The organism is Wenjunlia vitaminophila DSM 41686, assembly GCF_000380165.1.
GTDB lineage: Bacteria > Actinomycetota > Actinomycetes > Streptomycetales > Streptomycetaceae > Wenjunlia > Wenjunlia vitaminophila.
In genome coordinates this window covers 29,896-45,734 of sequence record NZ_KB904702.1, presented here as the reverse complement: position 1 = coordinate 45,734, position 15,839 = coordinate 29,896, and the positions used below count along the sequence as shown (strand labels likewise).

Genomic DNA, 15,839 nt, shown 5'->3' with positions numbered 1-15,839 from the left:
GCCCACGGGGGGCCGGGCCGGTGCCGGGTCAGCGGGAGTTGGCGCGGTGCCGTCCGCGCGGACGGGGTTCCGGGCCGTCGCCCTCCGTCCGGGAGGGCACGCCCGCGGGGGACGCCCCGCCGGCCCCCCGGGCGGACTTGCGCCGGGACCGCAGGTACTCGATCACGAGCGGGATCACCGAGAGCAGGACGACCCCGAGCAGGATCTTTTCGATGTTCTGTTCGACGAAGTCGATCTGTCCGAGGAAGTACCCCAGCACGGTGACGCCGGCCCCCCACAGCGAGCCACCGATGCAGTTGTAGAGCACGAACTTGCCGTAACTCATCCGGCTCACCCCGGCGATGATCGGGGTGAAGGTGCGGACCACCGGCACGAACCGGGCGAGGATGATCGAGCCCGGGCCGTGGCGCTCGAAGAAGTCGTGCGCCTTCGTCACGTTCTCCTGCTTGAACAACCGCGAGTTGGGCCGGTTGAAGAGCGAGGGCCCGACCCTGCGGCCGAACAGGTAACCCGCCTGGTCACCGGCGATGGCCGAGGCCGCCACCAGCGTGCAGACCAGCCACAGCGGCTGGTCGATGTGCTCCCCGTTGGACACCAGCAGGCCGGTGGTGAACAGCAGGGAGTCACCAGGGAGGAAGAACCCGATCAGAAGCCCGGACTCGGCGAAGACAATGACCAAGATCCCGATCAGCCCGAAGGTCGAGATCAGGTAGTCGGGATCCAGCCAGCTGGGCCCGAGGGCGATATTCGTCACGGGACGGATGCTCCTGGAGGCGGGAGAGGGCAGGTGACGGGGGTGCAAAGCCCAAGGTATCAACGGCGACGCAGATGACACCGTTCCCGGTTGCGCCCCACGGACACCCCACCCTCACCCTTCGTGCCGGTCCGCGTTCGCCCGGATGGCCGCACCGACGTACCGGCCCAACTCCGGTGCCGGACCGTAGCCCTCGGTGAAGCGGGGATCGGACTCGTAGAGGTCCGCGAGTCCGCGGTGAACGGTGTGGTCGCAGTCGTAGAAGTACCGGCAGACCTGCCGCCTGTGCTCCTCGGCGAGGTCCATCGCCTCGCGGCACGTCGCCGCCGCGCCCGAGCGCAGCAGCTCGGCGAAGCGCGCACCCACCTGGCGCTGCTCCCCGGTGATGCGCCGCCAGTCGTCCTTGGTGTAGCGGGCCGTGCGGCGTCGTGCCTCACGGTACGCGGGGCCGTCGCCCCAGCGTCGGTCGGCCTCCGTCGCGTACTGCTCCGGGTCGCGCTCCCCGAAGACCTCGAAACGTTCCTCAGGGGTGAGGTTGACGCCCATGCGGTGTGCCTCCAGTGTTCGTTCCACGGCTGCCGCCATCGCCTCGAGCCGGGCGGCGCGCCCCAGCAGCAGGGCGTGCTGCCGGCGCAGGTGCTCCGTGGGGTCGGTCTCCGGGTCGTCGAGGAGCGCGGCGACCTCGTCGAGGCGGAAGCCGAGCTCCTGGTAGAACCTGATCTGCTGGAGCCGGGCGAGGTCGCCGTCCGTGTACCGCCGGTGCCCCGCGGGGGTGCGGCGGCTCGGCCGCAGCAGCCCGATCTCCTCGTAGTGGTGCAGCGCGCGCACGGTGACGCCGGCGAACGCGGCGACCTCGCCGATCGGGTGGTCCATGGCGCCGACCGTTCCTCCTGTCCGGTTCCTTCGGGGCAGCCGCCCCGGTCCAGCGTGGCTCCTCACGGTGCGTGAGGTGCAAGTGGAGGACGGCGAACCCCTGCGGTCGCACCCCGCCGCGGGGCTTGATTGAGTGTCCTCACGGACGTGGGGCAGGTGCGGAAGGGGCTGGTCAGAGGTGGATGTGAGGGCCGGTTGGGTCAGGTGGGCCGGCAGGGTGGGCTCGCTCGGCCCGGCGGGGAGGGGGACCTGGCGGGTGGTGGGCTGGTCGGCCGCCACCGGCCTGGCGCTGGCCGGGGTCGTGGTGACCGCGGCCGGCCCGTGGGAGGGCGGCCAGCGGGCCGCGGAGCGCCGGGCCGCCGCGGACCTGCCGCACCACCGCCAGGGCCGCGGGCAGGAAGGGGCCACCAGGGCCGCCCCCCGGGTCCTGACCCCGGTCGGCGCCCGGCAGGCCCCCGGCGGCAAGGGCGCGTCCGAGCTGCCGCTGCCCACCGCCAAGGGGATGCGGCGCGCCCTCGGCCCGCTGCTCGACTCCCCGGACCTGGGCACACGGCGTTCGCTCGCGGTGGTCGACACCACCACCGGGGAACTGGTGTACGGGGTGCGGGCGAAGGCTCCGGCCACCCCGGCGTCCACGATGAAGATCGCGACAGCGGTCGCGGCGCTGACGGTGCTCGGAGCCGACCACCGCATCCCCACCGTCGTCACCACCGGGTCGTCGGCGAGGGAGATCGTGCTGGTCGGCGGGGGCGACCCCACCCTGACCGCGCTCTCCACGGCGGGCTCCGACCGGCCGGCCAGCCTGCGCGAGCTGGCCGGGTCCACGGCCGCGGCCCTGCGGGACCGCGGCGTGCGGAGCGTGCGCCTGCGGTACGACGCCACCGCCTACTCGGGGCCGCGCCACCACCCGATCGGCCGGGGGAACGAGAACATCGCGCCGGTCACCGCCCTGATGGTGGACGAGGGCCGGGTGGACCCCCGCAGCACCCGGCACGCACCCCGGGTGGCCGACCCGGCCCGGGACGCCGCGGAGGCCTTCGCCGACCTGCTGCGGGAGGAAGGCGTCGCGGTGCGGGGGAAGCCGAGCCCGGGGCGGGGGGCGAAGGCGTCCGACGCGCCGCTGGCCGAGGTGCGCTCGCAGCCGCTGGGCACGATGGTCGAGCGCGCCCTGACCACCAGCGACAACGACATCGCCGAGGCCCTCGCCCGGCAGACCGCGCTGGCCAGGAACGAGCCGGCGAGCTTCGCCGGTGCGGGCCGGGCCGTGACCTCGGTGCTCGAGGAGGCCGGTCTCGACGTGGGCGGCGCGCGGATTCGTGACGGCAGCGGCCTCGACCGCGAGGACGAGCTCTCCGCGGAGCTCCTGGCCGACCTGCTCGCGTTGGCCGCCTCCCCGGAGCACCCGCAGCTACGGTCGGCGCTCACCGGCCTTCCCGTGGCTGGTTTCACCGGCACCCTAGAGCACCGCTACACAGCGGATCGGGGCGGTGACGCCGACGGCGCGGACCGGGCCGCGGAGGACACCACCGGCCCCGGCCGGTCGGTGTCCGGCGCCGCGGGCCTGGTGCGGGCCAAGACCGGCACCCTCACCGGGGTGAACACCCTGGCGGGCACCACGGTGGACGCCGACGGCCGGCTGCTCGCGTTCGCCTTCACCGCCTCCGGGACCTCCGACCCGGACCGGGCCACGGCGGCCCTCGACAGGTTGGCCGCGGCGCTGGCCCGTTGCGGTTGTCGCTGATGGTGCTGGGTAGCCCTCCCCTGACCGCGGTCGGCGACGTACGGTGAGGGCTATGACGATCGGTGGAGCGGAGATGGTCGACTGGAACCTCGCGGTGGCGACCGCGACCCGGCTGGTCCGGCCCGGCCCGGAGGTCGACCGGGAGCAGGCGCGTGAGGTGGTCGGCGAGCTGCGCCGGCACGCCGAGGCGTCGGAGCGGCACGTCCGCGAGTTCACCTCGATGACGCCGCCCGACGGGACCCCGGACCTCGGGGGCACCCCCGTGCTCATCGTGGACCGACCCGGGTGGATCAAGGCGAACGTGGCCGGTTTCCGCGAGGTGCTGCGTCCGCTGCTGGACAAGATGCAGGCGCGCCGGGCCAACGTGCCCGGCAGTGCCGTGATCAGTGCGGTCGGCGGCAAGGTCACCGGCGTCGAGGTGGGGATGCTGCTGTCGTTCCTGTCCTCCCGGGTGCTGGGCCAGTACGAGACCTTCGCCCCCGCCACCCACGACCTGCCCGCCGGCCCGGCGACGCTGGAGCCGGGCACCGCCCAGCAGGGCCGGCTGCTGCTCGTCGCCCCCAACATCGTGCACGTCGAGCGGGAGCTGGACGTGGCACCGCACGACTTCCGGCTGTGGGTGTGCCTGCACGAGGAGACCCACCGCACCCAGTTCAGCGCGGTGCCCTGGCTGCGCGACCACATCGAGGGCGAGATCCAGTCGTTCCTCGCCGAGACCGAGGTGGACCCGGCGACCCTGCTGGAGCGGGTGCGCGAGGCCCTCCAGTCGCTGGGCGGCCGGGACGGCGCGGAGGGCGAGGACCGCCCCGAGGTGGGGCGGAGCATGCTGGAGATCGTGCAGACCCCGACCCAGCGGGAGATCCTGTCCCGGCTCACCGCGGTGATGTCCCTGCTCGAGGGCCACGCGGACTACGTCATGGACGGGGTGGGGCCCGAGGTGGTGCCGACCGTGGCGGAGATCCGCGAGAAGTTCCAGCGCCGCCGCCAGCACGGCGCGGGCCGGATCGACCTGGCGCTGCGCAAGCTGCTCGGCCTCGACGCGAAGCTGCGGCAGTACAAGGACGGTGAGCGGTTCGTCAACGCGGTGGTGCGGCAGGTCGGCATGACCGGTTTCAACCGCGTCTGGACGTCCCCGAACACCCTGCCGACCCGCCAGGAGATCGCGGACCCGGAGAAGTGGGTGGCGCGCGTACACTCAAAGTAGGTGCGCGAGCACGCCCCGTCATTGCTCTATTGCGCCGCCAGTCAACCCCGCAGTCACCCATCCGAGGGAGCGTGATCGCCGGGTCCGCGTGCGATGCTCGGGTATCGCCTGACTTCTGCCACGATCGACCAAGAGCCCGCCGGTGATCGCCGGGCCAGATCCGGCCCGAGCGAGCCCACCGGAACTCCCCAGCCCGTGCGTCGCCGCACGGCCCGCCTGACGCCCGCAGGGCCGGGTCGCGCGGCCCTAAGGAGTTGATCTACATGGGTCCCCACCCCGCGGTGGCCGCGATACGCCTGGCGGTCCGCCGGGTCCTCCACGACGTGCTCCGCGACCTCGAGGCGGGCCGGGCCGGCGTGGCCGGCCCGGTCAACGGCACCGGTCGCGACACCGACCCGGCCCCCGGCGCCGCCAGGTCCGTGTTCGATCGACCCGGCGCCCACCGCGACGGCACCACCCGGAACGGCGCCCCCCACGTTCCCGGCGCCCGCCCCGTCGAGCCCGGCTCCCCGGACCGCGGCTCCGCGGAGCCCGTCGTCCTCGACCCCGCCGCTCACGACCCGTCCGCGTCCGACCGCTCCCCCGGCCTGCTGGTCCTCGCCGCGTGCAGCGGCGGCGCGGACTCCATGGCGCTGGCCTCCGCGCTGGCCTTCGAGGCCCCCAAGCTCGGCATCAGGCCGGGTGCCGTCACCATCGACCACGGACTCCAGGACGGCTCCACCACCCGCGCGCTGGAAGTGGCGAACCGATTGCGCGACCTGGGCCTGCACCCGGTCGAGGCACTGGCGGTCACCGTGGGCAACCAGGGCGGCCCGGAGGCCGCCGCCCGCACCGCCCGCTACACCGCACTGGACTTCGCGGCCCGGCGGCACGGCGCCGTGGCCGTGCTGCTCGGCCACACCCGTGACGACCAGGCCGAAACCGTCCTGCTCGGCCTCGCGAGGGGCTCCGGCACCCGCTCGCTCTCGGGGATGCCGGCGGTGAACGGCCGCTACCGCCGTCCCTTCCTCCACCTGGACCGGGACACCACCCGCAGGGCGTGCCACGCCCAGTCCCTGACCGTGTGGGAGGACCCGCACAACGCCGACCCGGCCTACACCCGCTCCCGGGTCCGGCACGAGGCCCTGCCGGTGCTGGAGAAGTCCCTGGGCAAGGGGGTCGTCGAGGCGCTCGCCCGCACCGCCCAGCTCTCCCGTGACGACGCCGACGCCCTGGACTGCTGGGCCACCCGCGCCGAGGCGGAGGTCCGCGAGGACGACGGCGGCCTGGACGCCGCCCGGCTGCTGGAGCTGCCCCCCGCGGTCCGCCGCCGGGTGCTGCGCCGGGCCGCGGTCTCCGCGGGCAGTCCGGCGGGCTCGTTGTTCGCCCAGCACATCGAGGAGGTGGACCGTCTGGTCACCGGCTGGCACGGGCAGGGACCGCTGCACCTGCCCGGGGGGGTTGAGGCCGACCGGCGGTGTGGCAGGCTGTTCTTCCGGCGTCGTCGCGTCGGTGACACCCTCGGTGGCACAAGGAAGTCGGCAGGCGCCCGACAGCCGACACCGGATCCGACCTTGTAGGAAGTAGCGCGGGTGGACGAGAAGGACATGGGCAACGACCTGAAGTCGGTGCTCATCACCAAGGAAGAGATCGACGCCAAACTGGCCGAGCTGGCCGGCCGGATCGACCGGGACTACCAGGGCCGGGACCTGCTCATCGTCGGTGTCCTCAAGGGGGCGGTGATGGTGATGGCCGATCTCGCCCGGGCCGTGTCCACCCCGGTGACCATGGACTGGATGGCGGTCTCCTCGTACGGCTCGGGCACCAGGTCCTCCGGGGTGGTGCGCATCCTGAAGGACCTGGACACCGACATCGCCGGTCGGCACGTGCTGGTCGTCGAGGACATCATCGACTCGGGGCTGACCCTGTCCTGGCTGCTGACCAACCTCGGCTCGCGCGGTCCCGCCTCCCTCGCCGTGTGTACGCTGTTGCGTAAGCCCGAGGCTGCCCAGGTCGACATCGACGTCGCGTACGTGGGCTTCGACATCCCCAACGAGTTCGTGGTCGGCTACGGCCTCGACTTCGCCGAGAAGTACCGGAACCTGCCGTTCGTCGGCACCCTGGCCCCGCACGTGTACGGCGGCTGAGCCGCCAGGCGGTCGGTCGCCGGGCGGCCCCGGCTGGTGCCACGCCGACCGGGGCGCTCCGGGCTTGGGGAACACTTTGCCGTTTCCTCACGTTGGAGCAGATGCAAGACACGTTTGTTAACGGTCGTGCCCGCTTCAGGTGACAATGGCTGAGGTACCGTCCGACAAATCACTGGTGCTCCCTGGTCGCGCCCGACCCGGGCACCACTCAATCTGGCAGGAGGGACGGGGCGGAACGATCGCCCCGCATGGATGGACGTGAAGCGCTACTTCCGTGGGCCGGTCATGTGGATCGTGCTGGCCGTCCTCGCTGTGATCGTGTTGATGCAGGTCGTCCAGAGCTCGGGCGGCTACAAGACGGTGGACACCGGCGAGGTCGTCAAGGCGATCGCTGACGACAAGGTCAAATCAGCAGAGCTGACCACCGGCGACGAGCAGACCATCAAGGTCCAGCTCAAGGACGGGACGAAGGTCAAGGGCAGCAGCAAGGTCAAGGCTTCCTACATCGGTGACCAGGGAGCCGCCCTGGCCGATGTCCTTCAGAAGAAGTACCAGGACAACAAGATCCCGGACTCGTACACCGTCTCGCCCTCCAAGCAGAACCCCTTCGTGGGGATCCTGCTGTCCCTGCTTCCCTTCGTCCTCATCGTGCTCGTCTTCCTGTTCCTGATGAACCAGATGCAGGGCGGCGGCTCACGGGTGATGAACTTCGGCAAGTCCAAGGCCAAGCTCATCACCAAGGACACGCCGAAGACGACCTTCGCTGACGTCGCGGGCGCCGACGAGGCGGTGGAGGAGCTCCAGGAGATCAAGGAGTTCCTCCAGGAGCCCGCCAAGTTCCAGGCCGTGGGCGCCAAGATCCCCAAGGGTGTGCTCCTCTACGGCCCGCCCGGTACCGGCAAGACCCTGCTGGCCCGTGCCGTGGCCGGGGAGGCCGGCGTCCCGTTCTACTCGATCTCCGGCTCCGACTTCGTCGAGATGTTCGTCGGTGTGGGTGCCTCGCGGGTCCGTGACCTGTTCGAGCAGGCCAAGCAGAACGCCCCGGCGATCGTCTTCGTGGACGAGATCGACGCCGTGGGCCGGCACCGCGGCGCGGGCCTCGGCGGCGGGCACGACGAGCGGGAGCAGACCCTGAACCAGCTCCTGGTCGAGATGGACGGCTTCGACGTCAAGGGCGGCGTGATCCTCATCGCCGCCACCAACCGCCCGGACATCCTCGACCCGGCCCTGCTGCGCCCCGGCCGTTTCGACCGGCAGATCGCGGTGGAGCGCCCGGACATGCAGGGTCGCCTGGCGATCCTGAAGGTGCACCAGAAGGGCAAGCCGATCGCGCCCGACGTGGACCTGTCCGCGGTGGCCCGCAGGACCCCCGGCTTCACCGGTGCCGACCTGAGCAACGTGCTGAACGAGGCCGCGCTGCTCACCGCGCGTTCGGACAAGAAGCTGGTGGACAACCAGACGCTGGACGAGGCGATCGACCGGGTGGTGGCCGGACCGCAGAAGCGGACCCGGATCATGAGCGACAAGGAAAAGAAGATCACCGCCTACCACGAGGGCGGCCACGCCCTGGTGGCGGCGGCGTCGCCGAACGCCGACCCGGTGCACAAGATCACCATCCTGTCCCGCGGCCGGGCCCTGGGCTACACGATGGTCCTGCCGGACGAGGACAAGTACTCCACCACCCGCAACGAGATGCTCGACCAGCTCGCGTACATGCTGGGCGGGCGCGCGGCGGAGGAGTTGGTGTTCCACGACCCGACCACCGGTGCGGCCAACGACATCGAGAAGGCCACCGCGACCGCGCGGGCCATGGTCACCCAGTACGGCATGACCGAGCGGCTGGGCGCGATCAAGTTCGGCTCGGACAACTCCGAGCCGTTCCTCGGCCGGGAGATGGCCCACCAGCGTGACTACTCCGAGGAGGTCGCGGCGCTGGTGGACGAGGAGGTCAAGAAGCTCATCGAGGCCGCGCACAACGAGGCCTGGGAGATCCTGGTGGAGAACCGGGACGTGCTGGACAACCTCGTCATGGCGCTGCTGGAGAAGGAGACGCTGAACAAGGAGCAGATCGCGGAGATCTTCGCCCCGGTGGTCAAGCGTCCCGCCCGCCCGGCCTGGACGGGCTCCGCCCAGCGCACCCCGTCCACCCGGCCGCCGGTGCTCTCGCCGAAGGAGCTGGCGCTGACCAACGGCGTCGCCCAGCCGAGCAACGGCAGCGGCCCCGGCGACTCGGTGCACCTGCCGGGCCCGGAGGACCCGTCGGACGGCAACTGACGACGTACGCCGACCGGGGCCAACCCGGAATGGATGCCGCATTTCCCGGGCTCTAGCCTGGGGAGTGCGGCATCCGGCGTCTCGGGGCAGTCCGGAGCCCCGGTTGCTCCAGGTGGCTCCCGGTTCGGGCGGCGGGTGCGGCCCGTGCCGTGCCGGTAGCGCACTTCAGATCCGAGGAATGAGGCACAGATGACCGATCCCGTGACCCTGGACGGCTCCCAAGGGGCCGCGGGCGTCTTCGACCACGAGCGCGTCGAGAACGCGGTGCGCGAGCTGCTGATAGCCGTGGGGGAGGACCCTGACCGGGACGGGCTGCGGGACACTCCGGCCCGGGTGGCCCGGTCGTACAAGGAGATCTTCGCCGGGCTCTGGCAGGACCCGCACGACGTGCTGACCACCACGTTCGACCTCGGCCACGACGAGATGGTGCTGGTCAAGGACATCGAGGTGTTCTCCATGTGCGAACACCACCTGCTCCCGTTCCACGGCGTGGCGCACATCGGCTACATCCCGGCCTCCTCGGGCAAGATCACCGGCCTGTCCAAGCTGGCCCGGCTGGTGGACGTCTACGCCCGCAGGCCCCAGGTGCAGGAACGTCTCACCACCCAGATCGCCGACTCCCTGGTGAGCATCCTGGAGGCACGCGGGGTGATCGTGGTCATCGAGTGCGAGCACATGTGCATGTCGCTGCGCGGCATCCGCAAGCCGGGCGCCAAGACCACCACCTCGGCGGTGCGCGGCCAGCTCCGCGACGCCACCTCGCGGGCCGAGGCGATGAGCCTGATCCTGGGCTGAACCCGCGGGCCCCGCGGCGTCGCCGGCGGTCCCCGAGCGGCGGCTCCGCGACAGCCGCCTAGGCTGGACCCATGAGGACGATGCGCGGCCAGGTGGCCGGACTGGCCGAGTACCACAGGTGTGCGGTCATGGGTGTGGTCAACGTCACGCCCGACTCGTTCTCCGACGGCGGGCAGTGGTTCGACGCGGAGAAGGCCGTGGCACGCGGGCTCGACCTGGTCGCCACCGGGGCCGACCTGGTGGACGTGGGCGGCGAGTCCACCCGCCCCGGGGCGCTGCGGGTGGACGAGGCCGAGGAGCTGCGCCGGGTGGTCCCGGTGGTGCGGGCGCTCGCCGACGCCGGGGTGGTGGTGAGCGTGGACACCATGCGGGCCAGCGTCGCCGAACGCGCCCTTGAGGCGGGGGCGGCCCTGGTCAACGACGTCAGCGGCGGTCTCGCCGACCCGGCGATGGTCCCGATGGTGGCCGCCGCCGAGGTCCCGTTCGTGGTGATGCACTGGCGCGGTCCCAGCGTGGACATGCACGCCAAGGCGGAGTACGCCGACGTGGTCGGTGAGGTGCTGCGGGAGCTCGGCGACCGGGTGCGGGCCGTGGTGGCCGGCGGGGTCGCCCCCGAGCGGGTGATCGTGGACCCTGGGCTCGGGTTCGCCAAGAACGCCGAGCACGACCTCGCCCTGCTCGCGGCGCTGCCCAGGCTCCGTGCCGAGCTGGGCCGGCCGCTGCTGGTGGCCGCCTCCCGCAAGCGGTTCCTCGGTCGGGTGCTGGCCGGCGCGGGGCAGACCCCGCCACCGCCCAGAGGACGGGACGCCGCCTCGGCCGCGGTCTCCGCCCTGGCCGCGAGGGACGGCGCCTGGGCGGTCCGGGTCCACGAGGTGGCCGCCTCGGCCGACGCCGTCCGTGTGGCCCAGGCCCTGGACGACGCCACCCCCGACACCCCGGCCGGGAGGACCGCGTGAGCGGGGTGGACGTCGAGCAGGTCGAGCAGGCCAACACCGCCTTCTACGAGGCGATGGAGCGCGGTGACCTGGACCGGATGGCGGAGGTCTGGCTGGACGACGAGATCAGTTGCGTCCATCCGGGGTGGCCGGTGCTGCGGGGGCGGGTGGACGTCCTCCGCTCCTACGCCCTGATCATGGCGAACACCGAGTACATCCAGTTCTTCCTCACGGACGTGCAGGTCACCGTGGACGGCGAGACCGCCCTGGTGACGTGCACCGAGAACATCCTCAGCGGCGGCCCGGCGGAACCGGACGGCGGTGCGGGACCGCTGATGGGCGAGCTGGTGGTGGCCACCAACATCTTCCGCCGCACGCCCACGGGCGACTGGCGGCTGTGGTCGCACCACGGCTCACCGGTCCTCGCCGGCGCCGAGGAGGACGAGGCCGAGGACGAGCCCTCCGAGGGACCCTGACGGGTCCCGTGTCCGGGCCGGACACGGGACCCGTGCCCGGCCCGGACGGGCGGACACGGTGTAGGACTCCCCGGCTCTGGGTAAGGAGGCGGCGCGGCGTGAGGGGCCGCCTGCCGGCGACTTGTGCGGTCGTGTCCGGTATTTTCGCATCCCACTGACCGTTTCGCCGGTCAGCCCGCGAAGTACCGCAGATCGTCGCCGCCCGTTTCGGTGACCTCGCCCAGCATGTGTCGTACCGTCGGTCAACGCCTAGGAGGAGGTTTCTCGTGGACCGTGTCGCGCTGCGCGGCCTGAAGGCGCGTGGACACCACGGCGTGCTGCCGTCCGAACGCGAACTGGGCCAGCCGTTCGTGGTGGACCTGGTGCTCGGCCTGGACACCAGGCCCGCGGCCGCCGCCGACGACCTGCGGCAGACGGTCCACTACGGCGTCGTGGCGGAGCAGGTCGTGGAGGTCGTCCGGGGGGAACCGGTGGACCTGATCGAGACGCTCGCCGAGCGGATCGCCCAGGTCTGCCTGAAGCACGACGTCGTGCGGGAGGTGGAGGTGACCGTGCACAAGCCCCAGGCGCCGATCACCGTCCCCTTCGACGACGTCACCATCACCATCACCCGGAGGCGTACATGAGTTCGGACCCGGCGGCGCAGCCCGTTCCCGCCTCCGTCGAACAGCAGGTGGACGCGGCCGACACCACGTTGCACAACCCGAAGGCGGCCGTGCTGTCGCTCGGCAGCAACCTGGGCAACCGGCTGGAGACCCTTCAGGGCGCGGTGGACGCGTTGGAGGACACCCCCGGGCTCCGGGTCAAGGCCGTCTCCCCGGTGTACGAGACAGAACCGGTCGGGGTGGTGGGCCAGCCGAACTACTTCAACGCGGTGGTCCTGATCAAGACCACGCTGCCCCCGTTCTCGCTGCTGGAACGTGCCGGGGCGATCGAGGAGGCGTTCCACCGGGTCCGGGAGGAACGCTGGGCGCCGCGCACCATCGACGTGGACATCGTCACCTACCAGGACGTGGTCTCCACCGACCCGGCACTGACCCTGCCGCACCCCCGGGCGCACGAGCGGGCGTTCGTCCTCGCGCCCTGGGCGGACGTGGACCCGGACGCCGTGCTGCCCGGTCGGGGCCGGGTGGTGGACCTGTTGGGGACCGTGGGCCGCCAGGGCGTGATCCACCGCGAGGACATTTCGCTGCACCTGCCCGAGTAGGGTCGGGTCGGTAAGGCGACGGGGCCGATGTGAACGTGAGGAGCCCAACGCGGTGAAGCGACTTCGGGTGCGGGTGCTGGCCGGGATCACACTGGTGACCGGGGTCCTGTCCTGGGGTGGAGCCCGGCTGTGGGACTCGATGGGGTCACTGCCGGCGGTGCCGGTGGCGGCGCCGATCGTGTTGGCGATCATCGCGGTGGTGCTGGGCGCCACGGCGCTGTCGTTCCGTTCCCGGCTGAGGGCGCAACGGGAGCGGGAACCCGGCGCCAAGGGCCTCGACCCGCTGTTGGCGGCCCGCGCGGTGGTGTTCGGCCAGGCGAGCGCGCTGGTGGCGGCGCTGGTCGGGGGGATGTACGGCGGGATGGGCGCGTTCCTGCTGGGCCAGCTCGAGGTTCCGCCGCGGCGGAACCAGGCCGTCTACGCCGGGCTCTCGGTGGTCGCGAGCATCGCGGTGATAGTCGCCGCGATCTGCCTGGAGCGGGTGTGCCGGCTCCCGGACGACGACGAGTCGCACGGCCGGGGGCGCCGGAACGGTTCCTGAGACGGCCGGGTGCGGGCGGCACCCGGTCCTCACACGGTGGCGATCGAGTCGAAGACCACCTCGGCGCGCGGCACCCCCTCGCTGTCCGCGTCGATGGAGCGGCGCAGCGCCTCGTGCAGGCTGGACGGGGTCAGCACCCCGAGGAAGCGGTTGTCGTCCAACACCGCTATCCACCCCGCGTCGTGCTGGAGCATCACGCTGAACGCCTGCTTGAGATCGGCTCCGACGGGCACCCAGGCCTCCATCCGGCGGGCGTGCTCGCGGACCGTGCCGGGCCGTTCGGGGGACATCGTCTCGGCCGAGACCCAGCCGTGCAGGCTGCCGTCGTCGTCCAGCACCACGGCCCACCGGGCGCCGTCCGCCCCCATCCGGGTGATCGCCTTGGCGACGGGGTCGTTGAGGTGGACCACCGGGGGCTGTTCCAGGTCGCCGGTCTCGATCTGGGTGACGGACAGGCGCTTCAGCCCCCGGTCGGCCCCGACGAAGTCGGCGACGTAGGGGGTGGCCGGGGCGCCGAGGACCAGTGCGGGGGAGTCGTACTGCTCGATCCGACCGGCGCCGTAGACGGCTATCCGGTCACCGAGCCGGACCGCCTCCTCGATGTCGTGCGTGACGAACAGCACCGTCTTGCGTACCGCGTCCTGGAGCCGCAGGAACTCCGTCTGGAGGTGTTCGCGCACCACGGGGTCCACGGCGCCGAACGGCTCGTCCATCAGCAGGACGGGGGGGTCGGCGGCGAGCGCCCTGGCCACGCCCACCCGCTGCCGCTGGCCGCCGGAGAGCTGGTCGGGGTAGCGGCTGCCGAACGTGGACGGGTCGAGCCCCACCAGGTCGAGCAGCTCGGCGGCGCGCTCCCGTGCCCTGGCCCGCTTCCACCCCAGCAGGGCGGGCACGGTGGCCGTGTTGTCCAGCACGGTCTTGTGCGGGAACAGCCCCACCTGCTGGATGACGTACCCGATGCGGCGGCGCAGTCTCACCGGGTCGATCCCCGCGATGTCCTCGTCGTTCAGGAGGATGCGACCGGAAGTCGGCTCGATCAGCCGGTTGACCATCTTCATGGTGGTCGTCTTGCCGCAGCCGGACGGGCCCACCAGGGTGACCAGTTCCCCTTCCTTCACTTCGAACGACAGGTCGTCCACCGCGGTGGTGCCGTCCGGATAGCGCTTGCTCACGTGTTCGAACCGGATCATCGTTCCCCACAGGTGCGACAGCGCCCCGGAAGGGCGTCGGGCCGTACTCGACCGTACCTCGCGTAGCTGGCGTGAGTGACGGTGTCGCACGTTAGTCTCGGCTGAGTGGGCCTCGGCCGGTGGACGTGGCGCACGGATATTCGCGGCGAACGGGGGAAGGGAGAGCCGCGTGATCTCAGCAGATGCGGCGGCGTACCCGCTGACCGCCCAGTCCGACAACTGTCTTGTCTCCAACGAGTGGGTGTGCGGGGAGTACCTGCGCACCCGTAAACAGGAACTGATCGACGCCACGGTGCAGCACCTGGAGCTGACCGGCGTCTCGATGCTGATCGGGCTCGCGGTGGCCTTCCCCCTGGCCCTGCTCGCCCGTCGCTGGCGGTTCGCGGCCGGCGGCGTCCTCGGCCTGACCACCGTCCTCTACACGATCCCGTCGCTGGCGATGTTCTCGCTGCTGCTCCCGGTCTACGGCCTCTCGGCATCGGTCGTGGTCACCGGCCTGGTCCTGTACTCCCTCACCATCCTGGTCCGGAACATCCTCGCCGGGCTGCGCGGCGTTCCCGAGGAGGTGCGCGAGGCGGCCCGCGGCATGGGCTACGGATCGGTCCGGCTGCTGTTCGGGGTCGAGGTCCGGCTGGCGCTCCCGGCGATCATGGCCGGGGTGCGGATCGCCACCGTCTCCACCGTCTCCCTGGTCACCGTCGGCGCCATCGTCGGCCACGGCGGCCTGGGGAACCTCATCTACTCCGGCATGGAGAACCTCTTCAAGGCCCAGGTGCTCACCGCGTCCACGCTCTGCGTGCTGATCGCGGTCACCGCCGACGTCCTGCTGCTGCTGGTGCAACGGCTGCTCACCCCCTGGGCGCGCGCCGGCGCGGCGTCGGGTCGGCGGCTCGGACGCCGGACCGCGCCCTCCCCGGAGGTGGTGCGGACGTGAACGCCCTCCCCGACGCCTGGACGTGGCTCACCACCGGCGCCAACTGGTCGGGGACGGCCGGGGTGTGGCACCGGCTGGGCGAGCACGTCTACCTCACCGTGGTCTGCCTGCTCATCTCCGGCGCCCTCGCCCTGCCGGTGGCGCTGCTCCTCGGGCACCTGGGCCGCGGCGGCGCGCTCGCCGTCAACATCGCCAACGTGGGCCGGGCCGTCCCCACCTTCGCCGTCCTGGTGCTGCTGCTGCTCAGCCCGGTGGGCACGCACGGGGACTGGCCCACGGTCATCGCCCTGGTGCTCTTCGCGGTGCCGCCCCTGCTCACCAACGCCTACGTCGGCGTGCGCGACGTCGATCCCGACGTGGTGCAGGCCGCACGCGGGATGGGCATGACGGGCCCCCAGGTGCTGTGGCGGGTGGAGGTCCCGCTCGCCATGCCGTTGATCATGACAGGGGTCCGTTCCGCCGCGGTGCAGGTGGTGGCGACCGCCACGCTCGCCGCGCTGCCGGGCGGCGGTGGCCTCGGCCGGATCATCACCGCGGGTTTCGCCCGGCAGAACACCCCGCAGGTGGTGGCCGGCGCGATCCTGGTGGCGGTGCTGGCGATGCTCGTCGAGTGCGTGTTCGTGGTCCTCCAGAAGCTGTTCGACCCCAACCGATCGGGGCGCGGGCCCGCGCCGGCCGCCACGCCCCGGACCGCCGCCGACGTCGCGGCGTGACCGACGGGACTGACCGTGCTGTTACCCCCTCCGCGTTGTTGTCCCGCCCCTACTGATCTTTTTCCTGGATGGTGAC

The 15,839-nt window shown here is 72.0% G+C and carries 16 protein-coding genes; 13 read left to right on the top strand and 3 right to left on the bottom strand.

The genetic code is table 11. The features are described 5' to 3' along the window. Positions 1 to 28 precede the first annotated feature (28 nt). Entirely contained in the window at positions 29 to 754 is a 726-nt protein-coding gene (locus tag A3IG_RS0122380) for a DedA family protein (protein WP_018385827.1), read from the bottom strand. Positions 755 to 868: 114 nt separating this feature from the next. Beyond that, positions 869 to 1,627, bottom strand: a complete 759-nt coding sequence (locus A3IG_RS0122375) for a MerR family transcriptional regulator (protein WP_018385826.1) — start codon at positions 1,625 to 1,627, stop codon at positions 869 to 871. A gap of 217 nt (positions 1,628 to 1,844) precedes the next feature. Between A3IG_RS0122375 and dacB the strand changes: the two genes are divergently transcribed. From dacB to A3IG_RS0122320, 11 genes are all read left to right on the top strand, one after another. Next, positions 1,845 to 3,368 (top strand): D-alanyl-D-alanine carboxypeptidase/D-alanyl-D-alanine endopeptidase, encoded by a 1,524-nt coding sequence (gene dacB, locus A3IG_RS0122370; RefSeq protein ID WP_026220553.1) that lies wholly within the window; start codon positions 1,845 to 1,847, stop codon positions 3,366 to 3,368. A gap of 52 nt (positions 3,369 to 3,420) precedes the next feature. Next, positions 3,421 to 4,572 (top strand): zinc-dependent metalloprotease, encoded by a 1,152-nt coding sequence (locus tag A3IG_RS0122365; RefSeq protein WP_018385824.1) that lies wholly within the window; start codon positions 3,421 to 3,423, stop codon positions 4,570 to 4,572. Positions 4,573 to 4,835: 263 nt separating this feature from the next. Then, entirely contained in the window at positions 4,836 to 6,131 is a 1,296-nt protein-coding gene (gene tilS, locus A3IG_RS0122360; protein WP_018385823.1) for a tRNA lysidine(34) synthetase TilS, read from the top strand. Between the two features lie 27 nt (positions 6,132 to 6,158). Then, complete coding sequence (gene hpt, locus A3IG_RS0122355; RefSeq protein WP_040912134.1) at positions 6,159 to 6,698, top strand: hypoxanthine phosphoribosyltransferase; 540 nt, start codon at positions 6,159 to 6,161, stop codon at positions 6,696 to 6,698. A 252-nt stretch (positions 6,699 to 6,950) separates the two neighbouring features. Then, the gene (gene ftsH / locus A3IG_RS0122350; RefSeq protein ID WP_018385821.1) at positions 6,951 to 8,972 is read left to right on the top strand and encodes an ATP-dependent zinc metalloprotease FtsH; all 2,022 of its coding nucleotides are present in this window, start codon (positions 6,951 to 6,953) and stop codon (positions 8,970 to 8,972) included. Positions 8,973 to 9,161: 189 nt separating this feature from the next. Next, entirely contained in the window at positions 9,162 to 9,767 is a 606-nt protein-coding gene (gene folE, locus A3IG_RS0122345; protein WP_018385820.1) for a GTP cyclohydrolase I FolE, read from the top strand. A gap of 71 nt (positions 9,768 to 9,838) precedes the next feature. After that, a complete protein-coding gene (gene folP, locus A3IG_RS0122340; RefSeq protein ID WP_201787499.1) occupies positions 9,839 to 10,723 on the top strand; it encodes a dihydropteroate synthase in 885 nt (294 codons plus the stop codon). Next, complete coding sequence (locus tag A3IG_RS0122335) at positions 10,720 to 11,178, top strand: nuclear transport factor 2 family protein (protein ID WP_018385818.1); 459 nt, start codon at positions 10,720 to 10,722, stop codon at positions 11,176 to 11,178. Before folP ends, A3IG_RS0122335 begins: the two co-directional genes overlap by 4 nt. 266 nt (positions 11,179 to 11,444) lie before the next feature. Next, a complete protein-coding gene (folB, locus tag A3IG_RS0122330) occupies positions 11,445 to 11,804 on the top strand; it encodes a dihydroneopterin aldolase (RefSeq protein ID WP_018385817.1) in 360 nt (119 codons plus the stop codon). Then, a complete protein-coding gene (folK, locus tag A3IG_RS0122325) occupies positions 11,801 to 12,385 on the top strand; it encodes a 2-amino-4-hydroxy-6-hydroxymethyldihydropteridine diphosphokinase (protein ID WP_018385816.1) in 585 nt (194 codons plus the stop codon). The genes folB and folK overlap by 4 nt, the downstream gene beginning before the upstream one ends. 52 nt (positions 12,386 to 12,437) lie before the next feature. Then, a complete protein-coding gene (locus A3IG_RS0122320) occupies positions 12,438 to 12,926 on the top strand; it encodes a DUF3180 domain-containing protein (protein WP_026220552.1) in 489 nt (162 codons plus the stop codon). A gap of 29 nt (positions 12,927 to 12,955) precedes the next feature. Here the strand turns inward: A3IG_RS0122320 and A3IG_RS0122315 are convergent, their stop codons facing one another. After that, entirely contained in the window at positions 12,956 to 14,116 is a 1,161-nt protein-coding gene (locus A3IG_RS0122315) for an ABC transporter ATP-binding protein (RefSeq protein WP_018385814.1), read from the bottom strand. 199 nt (positions 14,117 to 14,315) lie between these two features. Here A3IG_RS0122315 and A3IG_RS30870 point away from each other — a divergent pair, with 199 nt between their 5' ends. Further along, the gene (locus A3IG_RS30870) at positions 14,316 to 15,050 is read left to right on the top strand and encodes an ABC transporter permease (protein ID WP_051087601.1); all 735 of its coding nucleotides are present in this window, start codon (positions 14,316 to 14,318) and stop codon (positions 15,048 to 15,050) included. Beyond that, a complete protein-coding gene (locus A3IG_RS0122305) occupies positions 15,047 to 15,763 on the top strand; it encodes an ABC transporter permease (protein WP_018385812.1) in 717 nt (238 codons plus the stop codon). Before A3IG_RS30870 ends, A3IG_RS0122305 begins: the two co-directional genes overlap by 4 nt. The last annotated feature ends 76 nt before the right edge of the window (positions 15,764 to 15,839 follow it).